At 40.4% G+C, this 15,459-nt stretch carries 13 protein-coding genes; 10 read left to right on the forward strand and 3 right to left on the reverse strand.

Features of this window, described 5'->3' with window-relative positions; genetic code table 11:
- Window positions 1-12: 12 nt before the first annotated feature.
- The 10 genes from hda (at window position 13) to BLV54_RS03405 (ending at window position 10,485) form a co-directional block, all read left to right on the forward strand.
- Window positions 13-693, forward strand: coding sequence for a DnaA regulatory inactivator Hda (hda, locus tag BLV54_RS03355; protein ID WP_090567770.1), 681 nt, complete (start codon window positions 13-15; stop codon window positions 691-693).
- Window positions 690-1,352: a histidinol-phosphatase gene (locus BLV54_RS03360; protein ID WP_090567773.1), complete on the forward strand. Its 663-nt coding sequence runs from the start codon at window positions 690-692 to the stop codon at window positions 1,350-1,352. Before hda ends, BLV54_RS03360 begins: the two co-directional genes overlap by 4 nt.
- A gap of 193 nt (window positions 1,353-1,545) precedes the next feature.
- Window positions 1,546-2,295 carry an IS5 family transposase gene (locus tag BLV54_RS03365; protein WP_090567777.1) on the forward strand — a complete coding sequence of 250 codons (750 nt, stop codon included), beginning with the start codon at window positions 1,546-1,548 and terminating at the stop codon, window positions 2,293-2,295.
- 181 nt (window positions 2,296-2,476) lie between these two features.
- The gene (locus BLV54_RS03370) at window positions 2,477-2,740 is read left to right on the forward strand and encodes a hypothetical protein (RefSeq protein ID WP_090567779.1); all 264 of its coding nucleotides are present in this window, start codon (window positions 2,477-2,479) and stop codon (window positions 2,738-2,740) included.
- A 1,728-nt stretch (window positions 2,741-4,468) separates the two neighbouring features.
- Window positions 4,469-6,298 (forward strand): fatty acyl-AMP ligase, encoded by a 1,830-nt coding sequence (locus BLV54_RS03380; protein WP_090567785.1) that lies wholly within the window; start codon window positions 4,469-4,471, stop codon window positions 6,296-6,298.
- Window positions 6,299-6,304: 6 nt separating this feature from the next.
- Window positions 6,305-7,225, forward strand: coding sequence for an NAD-dependent epimerase/dehydratase family protein (locus tag BLV54_RS03385; protein ID WP_090567788.1), 921 nt, complete (start codon window positions 6,305-6,307; stop codon window positions 7,223-7,225).
- Window positions 7,226-7,250: 25 nt separating this feature from the next.
- On the forward strand, window positions 7,251-7,499 hold the full coding sequence (locus BLV54_RS03390; protein ID WP_256329080.1) for an acyl carrier protein: 249 nt from the start codon (window positions 7,251-7,253) through the stop codon (window positions 7,497-7,499).
- Complete coding sequence (locus BLV54_RS03395; RefSeq protein ID WP_090567792.1) at window positions 7,496-8,683, forward strand: serine palmitoyltransferase; 1,188 nt, start codon at window positions 7,496-7,498, stop codon at window positions 8,681-8,683. Before BLV54_RS03390 ends, BLV54_RS03395 begins: the two co-directional genes overlap by 4 nt.
- A gap of 80 nt (window positions 8,684-8,763) precedes the next feature.
- Window positions 8,764-9,510 carry a peptidoglycan editing factor PgeF gene (pgeF, locus tag BLV54_RS03400; protein WP_090567795.1) on the forward strand — a complete coding sequence of 249 codons (747 nt, stop codon included), beginning with the start codon at window positions 8,764-8,766 and terminating at the stop codon, window positions 9,508-9,510.
- A 180-nt stretch (window positions 9,511-9,690) separates the two neighbouring features.
- Window positions 9,691-10,485 (forward strand): ZIP family metal transporter, encoded by a 795-nt coding sequence (locus tag BLV54_RS03405; protein ID WP_090567797.1) that lies wholly within the window; start codon window positions 9,691-9,693, stop codon window positions 10,483-10,485.
- A gap of 49 nt (window positions 10,486-10,534) precedes the next feature.
- Here BLV54_RS03405 and BLV54_RS03410 read toward each other — a convergent pair whose 3' ends face one another.
- From BLV54_RS03410 to fabF, 3 genes are read right to left on the reverse strand one after another with little or no spacing between them, the layout of a single operon-like run.
- Window positions 10,535-13,123, reverse strand: coding sequence for a glycosyltransferase family 39 protein (locus BLV54_RS03410; RefSeq protein ID WP_090567800.1), 2,589 nt, complete (start codon window positions 13,121-13,123; stop codon window positions 10,535-10,537).
- A 53-nt stretch (window positions 13,124-13,176) separates the two neighbouring features.
- Window positions 13,177-14,187: an endolytic transglycosylase MltG gene (gene mltG / locus BLV54_RS03415; protein ID WP_090567802.1), complete on the reverse strand. Its 1,011-nt coding sequence runs from the start codon at window positions 14,185-14,187 to the stop codon at window positions 13,177-13,179.
- A 15-nt stretch (window positions 14,188-14,202) separates the two neighbouring features.
- Window positions 14,203-15,444: a beta-ketoacyl-ACP synthase II gene (fabF, locus tag BLV54_RS03420; protein ID WP_090567805.1), complete on the reverse strand. Its 1,242-nt coding sequence runs from the start codon at window positions 15,442-15,444 to the stop codon at window positions 14,203-14,205.
- Window positions 15,445-15,459: the final 15 nt, after the last annotated feature.

Below are 15,459 nucleotides of genomic sequence, written 5' to 3' on the forward strand. Positions count from 1 at the left end.
CGGCATGAGTCCATGAAGCAGCTATTACTTGATATTTCGTCACCACAGCCTCCCACACTGGAGAACTTTATTCCAGGACGTAATCTTGAATTGCTGCAAGTACTTAAAAATACTTTAACAAATCAGAATCCAGAGCGTTTTATTTACGTATGGGGTAATTCTGGATGTGGTAAAAGCCATTTGTTGCAGGCGGTGGTTGAGGCGTTTGTTCAACAGCGACTCAAAGCAATTTATGTTTCATGCGAAATTAATAGTGAATTTGCATTTGATGCGGTTTCTATTCGCTGCATGGCGATTGATAATGTAGAGCGATTGGGATCAGCTGCACAAATCAGATTATTTAATTTTTATAACCAAGTACGAGAGGAAGGAGATGCATTGTTTTTGGTAAGTGGTGAAGTATCCCCTGCGCGACTGACTTTACGGCAAGATTTAGTTACGCGTCTTGCCTGGGGATTGGTTTATCAGATACATGAATTAAACGATGAGGAAAAAAGAGAAGCTATGAAAAGTCATGCAATCAGCTGCGGATTTGAGCTGCCTCATGAGATTTGCGATTATTTGCTGCAGCATGAGCAGCGCAATTTACCTGCTCTGATCAGAGTAATTGATGCATTGGATCGTTATTCTCTTGCCAAGCAACGGCAAATAACACTTCCTTTATTGCGCGAATTATTACAGGTTGCCTCATGAAGTTGGCTTTATTTGATCTAGATAATACTCTTCTTGCTGGGGATAGTGATTTTCAATGGGCACAATTTCTAATTGAACAGAAAGTGCTCGATCGTGAAGTGTATGAAGCGCGCAACATCGAGTTTTATGAGCAATACAAAGCGGGCACACTCGATATTCATGAATTTCTCGATTTTCAGCTAAAGCCATTAGCACGTCACCCACGAGAGCAGCTTGATGCATGGCGCGGTGAATTCATTCAAAAAAGAATCGTACCACTAATTGCGCCTGGTACGCATGATTTGATTGCCAAGCACAAACTTGAACGTAATTTATGCATCATCATCACAGCAACCAACAGTTTTGTAACTGCCCCAATTGCGCGGATATTAGGTATTGATCATCTAATTGCAACCGAGCCGGAACAGAAAGACGGTCAATTCACAGGCCGAATATCAGGAATACCCAGCTTCAGGGAAGGGAAAATCACGCGATTGGAGCAATGGTTGGATAAGCATAATCTCACTTGGCTCTCTTTTCTGGAAAGCTGGTTTTACAGTGATTCACTGAATGATTTGCCGCTTCTGAAGAAAGTGACGCATCCTGTTGCTGTTGATCCTGATGCCACACTTGAAGGGTATGCACAACGAAATGGATGGCCAATTATTAGCTTGCGATAGTTTTTGTGGGAAGGAAAAATTTTCTTGATTTGCTTATGCAGTGAAATGCAAGCCTTGATTGAAATAAATAAAGAATTTCGATAGATATTAGGTATACCTAGGGTCTGTTGACGTTTTGAGATAAGTATTTCATAAATAGAAGCAAACTCGTAATATTGAGGTGTTCTCACGCCACCAATAAAACGAGTTTGCGATGCCCCGATTGATGCTCAACGATGAGTTCTGGTCGAAGCTGGAGAAAATTCTGCTTCAAGAAGCGATTTATAACAAGCGCAATTTGCGCATGACAGTAGAAGGTATGCTATACCGAATGCGGGTTGGTTGTCCGTGGCGAGACTTACCCGAGATGTTTGGATGCTGGAATTCCATCTATAAGAGATTCAATGCTTGGTCATCCAGTAACAAGTGGAGCAGAGTTTTCAAGGCACTGATCGATGATGCGGATTGGAAGTGGGAATTCATTGACGGCAGTTATATTAAAGCGCATCAGCATAGTGCGGGTGCAGGAGGTCAAGAACCGCAGGCCATCGGGAAAAGCCGTGCGGGTAACACCACAAAGATTCATTTGGCGGTTGATGGTTGTGGTTTACCAGTTGAGTTTGAGATTACTGGTGGAGAAGTGAATGACTGTTCTGTAGCACCGCAGCTGATTGCCAGATTACCTGATGCGCAAGCGATTGTAGCGGATAAGGGATATGACAGTGAGTGTATACGTGAGCAGATAGTAAAGAAGGGAGCCATGGCTGTGATTCCAGGAAAGCGCAATTCGTTGAAGGGTAACGCAGATATGGATTGGGGCTTGTATAGATATCGACATTTGGTGGAAAATGCTTTTGCCCGACTAAAACAGTATCGGGCAGTGGCAACACGATACGACAAACTAAAGAGAAATTATGAAAGTATGGTTGCCATGGCATGCGGGTATCTGTGGCTACCTGTGTGAAATGTCAACAGACCCTAATGGATAATGGACTTTATATGATTGGATTAGCTTAATATAAAATCAATGTATCATACGTATGCAAGGTTAAAGTAAAAATATAGGATATTTTTTATTGGGTGCGGTATTAAGTAAAAAATTATTTATTTACTCATTTAAACATCAAATAAGAAAGAGTCTGATCATGAGAATAAATATAAAAGGTTTTCTGATATTTTTGCTGATTTCAAGTTTATATGGCAGTTTTATGCCTGAGTTAGGTGCAACGCATATCTCTAAACCTGTTCTCCAGGAATCAAAAGCTGAATATTCTTTAGGAGAAAAGGTGATTTTGAGTGGCTGGGCTGATTATAAAGATCAGCCCACTTCAGATGTTTCGTTGAATGTTAGGGTATTTCAGTCTGACGGCTCAGAAGTAATGGATAAATTGTTTATGAGTGATGAGTAAGGCTATTTTAAGTTTGAATTAGAGACGAAAGATCTGCTTCCAGGCCTATATCGAGTAATAGTTACGTCTCAATGTCGTGAAGTTCATCGGCAAATATGCTCTTATCGAAGCGAAACTTTGTCTATTCATTTGAGGAAATGATGGATTGAACGAAATCTTTCATCAGATTTTGAGATTGCCCATTTCACATAATTGACTGACAAACTTTACTGCTACCTCAAGATTGGCGTTTGCTTTGATACTTAACGCAGCGTCAAGTCCAAAATGGTGGTCGCGAATCCGAAGCAAAAAGTTTGTGGTGTAGTCAGTCCATACACTTCCTGATACACGCGTAACAAAGTGGATGGGGTCATGGCGCATGTATTGAGTAACTACTGTCTTTTTCTACCACTACTTCGGAACAAATAAAAGGTTCTGTATGACAAGTCTGTATCGATAAACAATAACTGATCACATTTAGTCACATCCGTTACATGCTCAATCTGAAGCTGCATATACTTTGGCATTCAGCGTGACTGAGTCTTAATAATGAAACATGATCGATAAGACTGGGACTAAGTGCGCGTTATCGCCACGACCTGGATTACCGTAGCCAAATAGCAGTTGTCTGTACATGAGTGATGTCAAGTATACTGCTTGGAGAAATACCGGAAAAGAAAATTCAGGACTCGCTAGCTTCTTATGGTTATTCGTCGTTAGCTATCTGATATGCTGTATCACAATCCGTGGCAGTGATTTTAACAGCTTGGAGGAATGTGAGAAAATGAATCGTTTCCAGCAAAGGGAAAACGTGGCAGCTCAGGGTAATCGATTTTATTGCAGCTTTCAATAATTTTGCATCCATGATGTTGATTAAAATCACAAATATCTCAAAATTATTGATAAACGCGATCCAGTTTCACATTACGTCATTCTGAACACCAAACTGATCTCCCTCCAGTTGCCTCTTGTGGCGGTTAAATCAATTCGGCTACTTGCTGGTGAATACTGAATTGATTAATGCTGAGGTTCAGGTTTTACAGATATAAAGAATCAGAGAGCAGTATCGTGTTATACCCAATATTTATCTAATCTATTTTTTCCTCTCAGAGCAATATTCCATTTTTGCATCCACGATATCCAACTCCGACACTCAGAACAATTCCTTTTCGAGTATTTAAGGGATGGATTGTATTCCAATACATTATTGCCTACCTATTTGCTATTCTTTAGTATCGTCTTGCAAGCTAAACAGATTCAGTGTGAATTATTGCAGTGGACACTTTAAAATCCGACACTGCTGATTTGTAAAATTTCCTGTTTATTTGTTTTATCAAACTTTGTTTCTAGATCAAATTAAAGATTCTGCTTATTTTAATTTTCTTAAAGAAAGAATAACTTTTAATGTGGCAAAGTGAAGTCTAGTATAACTAATCATTGTAGCATTACTAATACATCAAATTTATGATTATAAAATTTAGATTAAAAGTTAAAATTTTATTGAAATGGAATCAATAATATGACTGTTGTTATAAAACAACACATAATTAATATAACCTTGACAGGAAAATCACCCTTACTATAAGCTCCTTCGTCAACGGATATGAGACAGTTGTATTTTATAAGCAACGAAAAATAGAAGCGTATGGATGATTATCTAACGCATTGATAAAGAATGTCTTTGGGGATTATTGCGTTAAAATGGTTTTAGAATAAGATGACCAGCACCATTACTTCGAGGGGAAGATCTTGAGTTCGACAATAATTACGCTGGGGGGTCCGCTAATGCAAGAATCTGATACTCAGCCTTCAAACAAATTGTCAATGGCAGCGACGCCTACAGCTAATACGCTGCCTCAGCGATTAGCAGATTTTGATACGCTGACTGACGCGTTGGAGTATGCAGCAAACGGAGCGACAGGATATAATTTTTATGATGCAAAAGGGGGGCTACGATCAGTACTTTCCTATAGTGCACTTAAACAACGCGCGCGTACGGCTGCTCGTCGCTTATCTAGTTTGGGGTTGGTGCGCGGAGATCGTGTAGCACTAATTGCTGATACAACACCTGAGTTTATTGAGTTGTTTTTTGCATGTCGTTATGCAGGACTCGTTCCTTTTGCAATGCCAATACCAGTTAACCTTGGTAGTCATGCAATATATGTTCGACAATTGCGCAGTATGCTTGAAAGTAGTCAAGCAAGTATTGCAATAGCTAATCTTGATTTTGTTGGTTTTCTTGAAGAAGCTGCTGAAGGTTTAGGCACTGATCATTTGCAATGGGTCGGAACACCAAGTCAACTTGATTTGCTCCCAGAGATAGAAGTGACTTTTCAACCCAACTCTCCGGAAGAAACTGCTTATTTACAATTTACTTCAGGTAGTACACGAATGCCCCGCGGAGTCGTTATAACAGAACGGGCTTTGATGTGTAATCTTCGTGGGATAGTACGCAACGGATTAGAAGTGGGCGCAAGTGATCGTTGTGCTTCTTGGCTTCCGTTTTATCATGATATGGGTTTGGTAGGTCTCGTATTGTCACCAATGGCTGCACAGTTATCAGTGGATTATCTGGCAACACGAGATTTTGCAATTAGACCACTGCAATGGTTGAAATTGATTAGCCGTAATCGATGTACTATTGCTTTTAGCCAGCCGTTTGGCCTTAAACTTTGTGCATTAAGAGTTCGTGAGTCAGATTTGAAGGAGCTTGATCTAAGCTGTTGGCGTGCAGCGGGTATCGGGGCTGAAATGATTCGGCCAGATATTTTAAGAAACTTTGCAGATAAATTTTCTGCAGCAGGTTTTGATGAGCGTGCCTTTTTACCTTGTTATGGTTTGGCGGAATCTACTCTTGCTGTATCTTTTTCGAAGATTAAGCAGGGTGTGATAAGCATACAAGTCGATACCAAAACATTGGTAGAAAAGAAAATGGCAGTTCGGGTACAAGCAAAAGGTAGAAAATTTAATGAGTTTGTCAATTGTGGCCAACCACTTCCTGAGCATACGGTTAAAATTGTTGATGATAATGGGGGAGAGTTACCTCAGATGATGGTTGGAAGTGTTTTAGTCCGGGGGGATAGCATTATGACCGGGTACTTTAATAACCATGAAGAAACCAATAAAGCACTAAAGCCAGGAGGCTGGCTTGATACAGGTGATATTGGATTTATTCTGGAAGGCGATTTGTATATTACGGGACGTCGCACTGATGTCATTATTGTTAACGGCCGAAATATTCGCGCTCAAGATATAGAAGAACTTGCTGAACAACAACCTGAAGTAAGATCACGCGAAGCATCAGCTTTTGGAATTAGTGGATCTGATGATACAACAATCGTCGTATTAGTTGTTGAATGCCGTTTAACCTCAGTGGAGGAAAGACAATCACTCATGAGTCGACTACAACAAATGGTTTATATGGCTTTTGGTGTTAACTGCCTGGTTGAGTTAGTGCCGCCTCACACGCTGCCAAGAACATCATCTGGTAAACTGTCACGTTTTGCAGCACGTCAAGGGTTTCTTCAACGTGCAAATATAACTGATCAGATATCCGTAGTTCAGTCTAGAGACAGATAATCTTAGATGTCACAAGTAGTGGCAGTAACGGGCGCTACTGGGTTTATTGGTCGAGCATTGCTTGATGCTCTACTAGAAAATAAGTGGAAAATTCGCGCATTAACTCGGAAGTTCTCATCTGTAGAACGAGAAAATCTAGAGTGGGTACATGGAGACCTGGATAACTATAAGTCGTTACAACGACTTGTTACAGGGGCATATGCAGTTATACATTGTGCTGGTGCGGTAAGAGGTAGCTCTTTAGAAAGTTTTTTACATAATAACGTAGTGGGTACAGATAATCTACTGCGTGCAGTCATTGAGCAAAACTCAACTCCTCGTTTCCTTTTTATATCATCTCTGGCGGCAAGAGAATCAAAACTCTCATGGTATGCAGCTAGTAAATTTAAAGCTGAGCAACTAATTAATAATTATTTAGACAATATACCTTGTACGATCTTCCGTCCTGCAGCTGTATATGGTCCCGGTGATAAAGAGCTTCGACCACTCTTTAAGGCAACTTACTATGGAGTACTGCCATCAATCGGTGATTTGACTAATCGTTTCGGAATGTTGCATGTTAATGATTTAGTAGCAGCAATCCATTACTGGTTGAGCATTGATAAACCTATTAGAGGAACCTTTGAGATTGATGATGGTACACCGGGTGGTTATAGCTATCGATTAGTGGCGGCTATTGCACAAGATATTTTAGGGAGACCTGTTAGATGTATTAGGTTGCCTGAATCAATGCTCCAATTAATTGCTAATGCTAATTTGTGGATATCCCGATTATTAGGCTATTCACCGATGTTGACTCCTGGAAAAATATGCGAATTACAGCATCCCGACTGGGTTTGCGATATAGCACCTCTGAAGCGAGCCCTAGTGGGCTGGTATCCTAATTATCGTCTCTGTGATACATTGCCACAATTGATTAAACTCTGAGTTTTTTAATTAACCAATGGTAGAAATGAGCCAAGAAGAGATTCTGCATTTATTATGTCAACGCTTAGCAAGCTTTACAAATACGGAAGTGGAAATTACGCCAGAGACAAATCTTATTACGCAATTGGCAATCGATTCCATAAAATTATTGAATCTTATTATGGAATTAGAAGATAACTTTGATATTTCTATACCGCTAAATGCACTCACAGATGTGCTCACTGTGCGTGATCTTGCTAATTTGATTTACAAAATCAAGTCTGATTCAAAATGAATTTATTAGAAAAACTTGATACAGCTGCCGCAGCTAGAAAAGCACAATTACCAACTGGATTAAGTGCTTTTGGAATACCTATAGAAGAAATCTATTCTCCAACAGAAGCAAGAATAGGTGAGCGTCGGATTCTGCTTCTTGGCACCAATAATTATCTGGGGCTTAGCTTTGCCCCGGAATGTCGAGAAGCAGCGCATGAAGCCATAGATACTGAAGGGACAGGGACCACCGGTTCTCGAATGGCAAATGGAAATTATTCGGGACATCGTGCACTTGAAATGGAGTTTGCAGAATTTTACCAATGTCGATCATGTATCGTTTTTACAACAGGGTATCAAGCTAATCTTGGAACGATTTCAGGATTAATAGGTGCAGGTGATGTAGCACTTATTGACGGTGATTCTCATGCAAGTATTTATGATGGATGTATTCTAAGTGGAGCCGACATCATTCGCTTCCGGCACAATGATATGGTAGATTTAGAAAAACGTCTTCGACGATTGGGCGATCGTAGCAAAAATACACTCATTATTGCTGAAGGTATCTACAGTATGCTCGGTGACCAAGCACCTTTAGCTGAAATTATAAACTTAAAAAAAACTTATAATAGTACTTTGCTCCTTGATGAAGCACATTCACTTGGCGTTTTAGGTGAAACTGGGCAAGGTTTGGCTGAAAAGACCAAACTTAGCAGCGAAGTTGATTTTATTACAGGTACATTTAGTAAAAGTTTATGTGGCATAGGTGGTTATTGTGTCAGTAATCATCCACAACTTGATCAGTTGCGTTATGTGAGTCATCCTTATATTTTTACAGCTTCACCTTCGCCAGCTACCATCGCAGCAACACGTGCGGCTTTAAGATTGGTCCGTAATGGCAGTAAATTACGTGAACAGCTTTGGAGAAACGCACAGCAACTCTATTCCCATCTAAAAATGGTCGGTTATCAAGTTGGTCCAGAACCTGGGCCTGTAGTAGCAACTATATTAGATAATCCACAGCAGGCATTAGCCTTGTGGAACGGCTTGTTGGAGAATAATATTTACGTCAACCTGATTCTTCCTCCAGCTGCACCTGAAGGTAAATCATTAGTTCGGTGCAGTGTAAATGCAGCGCATACTACCGAGCAAATTAAGCATGTTTGTCAAACTTTTTCTATGTTGCATGCATCAATTATTCAGTGAAGAATTTCTTAGAACTATTTAGCATGCTGCAGAACAATATGCTATCTTCCGATTGGCTATAAATTAGTCCTTCTCACTTTATGCATGACTGGATTACTCCAAATTGGCCATCGCCCTCAAATGTTAAAGCAATTTTTACTACCCGAAAGGGCGGCGTAAGTAGAAACAGAAATGGTACTTACGCAGAATTAAATTTAGGTGATCATGTACATGATGATCTTTTATCAGTACAACAGAATCGCGCATTGCTACGTCAATATTTGCCGAATAATCCATGCTGGTTGAAACAAGTTCATGGAGCAAGGCCAGTATGGGTGGACAAGAATGTAGTAGAACTTGAAGGTGACGCGGCATTGAGTCGTTGTAGCGGGAAGGTGTGTGCAATATTGGTGGCAGACTGTTTACCAATATTTCTATGTGATACAGCAGGCACTGTTGTAGGTGTTGCCCATGCCGGCTGGCGAGGGTTAGCTAGCGGAATAATCGAAAACTCTATTTCGGAAATGGCTTGTAAGAGTTCTAAAATTATTGCGTGGCTGGGTCCCGCAATTGGTCCTAAGCATTTTGAAATCGGAGAAGAAGTACGGGAAATATTTTTGAAGCAAGATAGCAAATCTAGTTTCGCTTTTACTCCTGGTCAAAGTGGTAAGAAATGGTTTGCTGATTTATTTATATTAGCGCGGCAACGATTAACAGATGTTGGTGTTACTAAAATTTATGGCGGTTATGAATGTACTTTTAGTAATCCATCAAGGTTTTATTCTTATCGCCGGGATGGCCAGACAGGTAGAATGGCAGCACTGATTTGGCTAACCAATATAGCTTGAATGAGAAGAGGCCACTTGGGGTGTAGGTGTGGAAAAAGTGACTCAAACACTGAGTAGCTTATAAATAAATCCATAAATCAATATTCTTTAAGAAAAACTGTCTTATTCCTTGGATTGGAAAGCACTATAACACGAAGTGCCTCGCATTCATCTTCCATAATTTTCTGCAAAATAATTTATATGTCGATTCTCGCTTGGATCATTTTGGCCAGCCTACTTGGTGGTTTAATAAGTATACTTTTAGCGGCTATATTGACCTTGAATACCCGTAACTCTTGGGTATCTATGCTAGTTTCATACGCTATCGGGGCATTGCTAGGGGCAGCGTTTTTAAACACTCTCCCCGAGGCTCTCGAGCTTTCTGAAGATCCAAAACAAATAACGATTATCGTTCTGCTAGGCATACTGCTTTTTTTTATCCTGGAGAAACTCGTATTGTGGCGGCACTGCCATATGGATGAATGTGAAGTGCATGATCCAGAACATGGTCGTTCGATTTATGAGATCCAAGGTGATCATGGTCGTAGTGGCATGATGATTACTTTAGGAGACACATTTCATAATTTTGTGGATGGCATACTAATTGCTGCAGCCTTTATGGTTGATATCCAGCTTGGCATTGTTACTGCTATTGCAATTCTTGCCCATGAAATTCCACAAGAGGCCGGTGATTTTATTATTTTGCTCAATTCTGGTTACAGTCGCACTCAAGCACTTTTACTTAATTTACTATCAAGTACTGCGACTCTAGTGGGGGGGGTATTAGCTTATTTTATGCTGCATCAACTCAATTATCTCGTCTTGCCAATGCTCGCAATTGCAACAGCGTGTATGATTTATGTAGCAATGGCAGATCTGATTCCGGGTTTGCATAAACGGCCTGAAATAGGTGCCACGGTTCAACAAGTAGTACTCATTAGCTTAGGAATTGGCTCTATTTGGCTAATTGAGAGTATGCTCAAGCACAGTCATTAAAAGTGGTAAAGTGTAGTTTAGGATGGCTTACTTCCTTACTTTTGTATCTTTAGATAGATCTACCACGGTATCCTAGTGCAGTACGGTAGTATAAGCGACGTAAAGGCGTACCATCCCGGGTCACTGTTCTATATTGCACAGTGCTAGGTTGAATAAGCAAGCGGTCAATTTCGTTTCCTGCTCGATCTTGTTCGAGCGTATGGTGTTTCATTCCTATTAAAATAATAGGTCGGTCAGTAGCGGGGTGCGATGGATACCAGAAATCATACATGGCACTATTGTCCCCAAACATATTTCGCGAGCGAATATCCATTTTGTTACTATCTTTAGTGTAAAAAGATAAAGCACTTGCAATTGACCATTTGTTCATTCCTACTACAATGGGAGTTTGTCCATTTTGAGACCGGATTTCTTCAGCTATTTTCTCGACTTCAATAGCTGCTTCTTTCCAGAAATAATGCTCGGCAAGAAATTGATAGGGTATTCCAGGAATACCTAATACAGCATAATGGAGTATAAATGCATAGGCAAGCAGCGAAACAATAATAGTTGGTTGCCATATCGCTCGTAAACGGTTAGAGACTGTATGTAGAGCACTATTTTGTCCTAACATCCAGGCGATAGTCGGTAAAACTGCAAGCCACAGAGGACAAGTCCAATGAAATCGTGGTGTATCAAATGTACTAATACCCAAAAAAATTATCAGTGGAATGCCCGTAAATACGCACACAAATAAATTGCGTCTACGCTCACATTTATCATGCTTGCCCTTAGTGCAAACATGCCATAGTGCATGCAAGGCGGCATACAAGCCTATCGGAGTTAGAATAATTGCGACATAAAAGATAAGGTAATGAACAGAGAATACATGACCACCTCCTCCAAGTCGTTCAGTTTGAAATAAGAAAGAAACCCAGTCGTTCTGAAAATTCCAAATAATAACGGGTAAAAACAACAAGAGAGCGAGGAATGCTGAGAAATAAGGATGAGGCCGAAGCAGCCAGCGGCGCGCAGTTGGATCTAAGATAACAAAAGTTAGAGCGGCAATACCTAATAATCCAACCGTATATTTAGATAATAGGCCCAGGCCAAAAGCGATTCCCATGCCTAACCAAGCTATCTTTCGATCAGCTATAAGTGCGCGCTCCATGTAGTATAAAGTAGCAGCCCACGAGGCAATCAAAGGTGCATCAGGTGTCATAATTAAGCCAGAAGCAAAGCCGAATGGCAGTACAGAGAACAGCATGATTGCACGCATACCTGTTGATTTATCATATAAATTACGTGCAAATGCATATAGGTAGCCCATTGTTATCAAACCACAGATAAAGGCTCCAATTCTCACACCAAACTCATTTTGACCTGCTATTGCGGTACCCAGCCAGATTAACCAGGCAACCATTGGAGGATGATCGAAGAAACTCAAGTCCATGTGCTGACTATATTGCCAATAATAAGCCTCATCAGGAATGAGTTGAGCAAGACCAAGGTATACAAGGCGCAATAAAATAACAAAAAGTACAATTCCAACTGCGGCCACTTGCCAGCGTACATTTAACGGTGGGCAATTTTTATTTTCTGGAAAAACATAAAAAGCTGAACCAAGATAATTAATTATTGCCGTTGCTGCAATTGCTGGGAATATTGCTAACTCGGCCGATAAATGCCAAGTATAGACAAGCAATGCAAGCACGCCGCCACGTAAGAGCAGTGCTAACAATCCTACAGTTAAGAAGCGGCCGAATTGATGCCAGTCGAGGCTGCCTTTAAAGTGCGGTTGAAACGACCACTTAGAATTAAGTATATAATTTATAGTAACTGCTGTTAAAAAGCTTGTGATATGAGCCAATGCGAGTCCAGAGCTCCAATTTATCAGCCATTGGAATACCAAGGCATCGACAAAAACACCCACAAATCCAACAATTGCGAAACGGCTAGCAGTGCCGATAGATACTGTGCCTCCGGCCAGTGTAATCAGTCGTTGTAAATAAATTAGATTATGTGAAAGAGATAATTTCGAAGTGCCATGCGCTCGGTCATGAAAAGAGATAGGTATTTCTATGACCCTAAGTTTTTCGTGGCTTGACATTAACAGCTCAAGAAGAATTTTGTATCCACGAGCCTTTTCTGGAATATTAACAATAAGCTCGCGACGGAATGCAAAGAAACCAGAAGTGGCGTCGCTGACGTCACAAATGGGGCGAGCAAGTAAGCCGCCTGCACGTGATAGCCATTGCCGGTATAAAGGCCAACCATGAGTGCTTCCACCTGAAACATATCGACTACCTACCGCAACATCATATTTCCCAGACAATACTGGTGCAACAACAGCAGGAACTTGTTCTGGTAAATGGCTTAAATCTGCATCCATTACAAGGATAGTATCGCTTTTAGCAATAGATGCACCTGCCAGAATTGATGCAGTCAGATCTGGTTTCTCTTGTCTCTCAATAAGATGAATATTCTTATTGTGTGTTTCCCATTCACGTATTTTATTTGGAGTTCCATCCTTTGATCCATCATCAACAAAAATGATTTCAAAGCTTCCCGGTAACAAATCAAGAGCGAATAAACGTGATAACAGTAAATCTACATTTTCTGATTCATTAAGCGTGGGAATGACAATAGAAAATTGCATTATTTTACTTTATAGGAAATATGAATTCAGAAGTGTGAAGTGTTTATGATTACCTACTGTTTCTGGTATTTATGCACTGCACGGTTATGGTCTTTCAGATTAGTTGAGAAATGTGATTCTCCATTTCCCTTCGCAACGAAATAGAGGGCATCAGTTTCTGCTGGATTAAAAGCTGCCTGAATTGAGGCTAATCCCGGTATGGCAATAGGTGAAGGAGGGAGTCCGGTCCGTGTATAAGTATTATATTCCTGGTCAGTAAGCAAGTCCTGTTTGCGTAAATTTCCATCAAAATCATGCCCTGCCCCGTATATAACAGTCGGATCAACTTGGAGTTTCATACCTAAACGTAGTCGATTAATTAGAACGCCTGCGATAATACTACGGTCACTTTCCTTACCAGTTTCTTTTTCAATGATCGAAGCTAGGATCAATCCTTCATATTCTGACTTTAATGGAAGAGATTCTTTTCGAGAAGACCAAGCCACTTTTAGGCGATTTTGCATTGTTTGATAGGCACGTTTTAGGATACTGACATCACTGCTATTTCGTGGAAAAAAATAAGTATCCGGAAAAAATAAACCTTCTGCTTTTAATTCGGAAGCACCAATTAGCTGCAGAATCTCTTGTTCACTAAGATTAAGTGTATCGTGCCGAATCGCTGAATGTTCGTCTAATACTTTCCTAAGTTGAGAAAATGTCCAACCTTCGATAAACCGAATTTCATTTTGCCTTATATCCCCTTTAACAAGATATTCCAGTAATTGCAGAGGAGAGGTCTCTTCAACAAGTACATATTCACCTGCTTTTATCAATGACTCATAACCAAATGCCTTTGATAGCAAGATAAAAGACCAAGCATTTGGGAGTAGATGATCTGCAACTAATTCATTGGAAATACTCTTTAGATTACCACCTGATTTAATCGAGAATTCATATGGGGTAAATGGCAGCTTGGTTGCAGTATTAACAAAGTAATAAAACCAACTGATAAAGAGAATGATTCCAATGAGAGTGAATAAAAAAAGTACCTTCAGTTTCCGAGATAGGCGTTTTAGCACCCACATACGCCAGAGATGTAGCTAAATTTTACGAAATACCAAAGTTCCGTTAGTTCCCCCGAACCCAAAAGAATTTGATATTGCTAAATTTATTTTCATATCTCTGGCAGTATTGGGAACATAATCCAAATCGCATTCTGGATCAGGCTCAAATAGATTAATAGTAGGGGGTACGGCTTGATGATAGAGCGTTAGCACAGAAAATATTGCCTCTACTCCCCCGGCAGCACCTAATAAATGTCCAGTCATTGATTTGGTAGAATTGATAACAAGTTTCTTCGCATGATCACCAAAACACCGTTTAACCGCAATTGTTTCTGCTATATCGCCTAAAGGAGTTGATGTACCATGAGCATTGATATAATCAACTTCATCAACGTTAACACCTGCGCTCTTAAGAGCGTTTGACATACAGCGAGCGGCTCCTTCGCCATCTTCGCATGGGGCGGTCATGTGATGTGCATCCGCACTCATACCAAACCCAACAAGTTCCGCATATATCTTTGCGCCCCGTCGCTTAGCATGCTCCATTTCTTCCAAAACTAAAATGCCTGCCCCTTCGCTTAAAACAAAACCATCTCTACCTTTATCCCAAGGACGGCTGGCTGAAGCTGGGTCATCATTTCGCGATGACAGAGCCCGTGCTGAAGAAAATCCTCCTATCGCAAGTGGAGTTACACATGATTCTGCGCCACCGCAAACCATAATATCTGCATCACCATATTCAATCATGCGCGCGGAGCTACCAATAGTATGAGTAGAAGTAGTACATGCAGTAACAATGGCTAAATTAGGACCTTTATACCCGAACATGATAGATAAATTGCCAGATATCATGTTAATAATAGTACTGGGTATAAAAAATGGAGAGATTTTCCGTGGACCACCAGCATGATAAGCAGAATCAGTATCTTCAATCATTGGCAAGCCACCGATTCCAGAGCCAATATTAATGCCTATACGTTCTGGATCAAGCCCAGCTAAATCTTCTATAGACGCATCTTTTATTGCTTGGATTGCTGCTGCCATACCATAATGAATAAAAATATCCATTCGCCGTGCATCTTTGGCTGAGATATACTGCGTAATATCGAAGTTCTTAACTTCACCAGCAATTTGTGAAGAAAAAGGGGATGCATCAAAGCGAGTTATTTTAGTAATACCAGATTTTCCGGCAACAATGTTCTGCCAGGTATCAGAAACATTATTTCCTACGGGTGAAACAATACCCAGCCCTGTAACCGCTATCCTACGTTTGGACAAAAAATACTCCAGTAG

Source organism: Nitrosomonas sp. Nm33 (assembly GCF_900107265.1).
GTDB lineage: Bacteria > Pseudomonadota > Gammaproteobacteria > Burkholderiales > Nitrosomonadaceae > Nitrosomonas.

What these genes read in the sequence shown, in the direction of transcription:
- BLV54_RS03370 (WP_090567779.1), top strand. Translation starts at nt 2,477, where the DNA reads ATGAGAATAAATATAAAAGGTTTTCTGATATTTTTGCTGATTTCAAGT.
- BLV54_RS03405 (WP_090567797.1), top strand. Translation starts at nt 9,691, where the DNA reads ATGTCGATTCTCGCTTGGATCATTTTGGCCAGCCTACTTGGTGGTTTA.
- BLV54_RS03385 (WP_090567788.1), top strand. Translation starts at nt 6,305, where the DNA reads ATGTCACAAGTAGTGGCAGTAACGGGCGCTACTGGGTTTATTGGTCGA.
- hda (WP_090567770.1), top strand. Translation starts at nt 13, where the DNA reads ATGAAGCAGCTATTACTTGATATTTCGTCACCACAGCCTCCCACACTG.
- pgeF (WP_090567795.1), top strand. Translation starts at nt 8,764, where the DNA reads ATGCATGACTGGATTACTCCAAATTGGCCATCGCCCTCAAATGTTAAA.
- BLV54_RS03395 (WP_090567792.1), top strand. Translation starts at nt 7,496, where the DNA reads ATGAATTTATTAGAAAAACTTGATACAGCTGCCGCAGCTAGAAAAGCA.
- BLV54_RS03360 (WP_090567773.1), top strand. Translation starts at nt 690, where the DNA reads ATGAAGTTGGCTTTATTTGATCTAGATAATACTCTTCTTGCTGGGGAT.
- BLV54_RS03410 (WP_090567800.1), bottom strand. Translation starts at nt 13,123, where the DNA reads ATGCAATTTTCTATTGTCATTCCCACGCTTAATGAATCAGAAAATGTA.
- BLV54_RS03390 (WP_256329080.1), top strand. Translation starts at nt 7,251, where the DNA reads ATGAGCCAAGAAGAGATTCTGCATTTATTATGTCAACGCTTAGCAAGC.
- mltG (WP_090567802.1), bottom strand. Translation starts at nt 14,187, where the DNA reads ATGTGGGTGCTAAAACGCCTATCTCGGAAACTGAAGGTACTTTTTTTA.
- BLV54_RS03365 (WP_090567777.1), top strand. Translation starts at nt 1,546, where the DNA reads ATGCCCCGATTGATGCTCAACGATGAGTTCTGGTCGAAGCTGGAGAAA.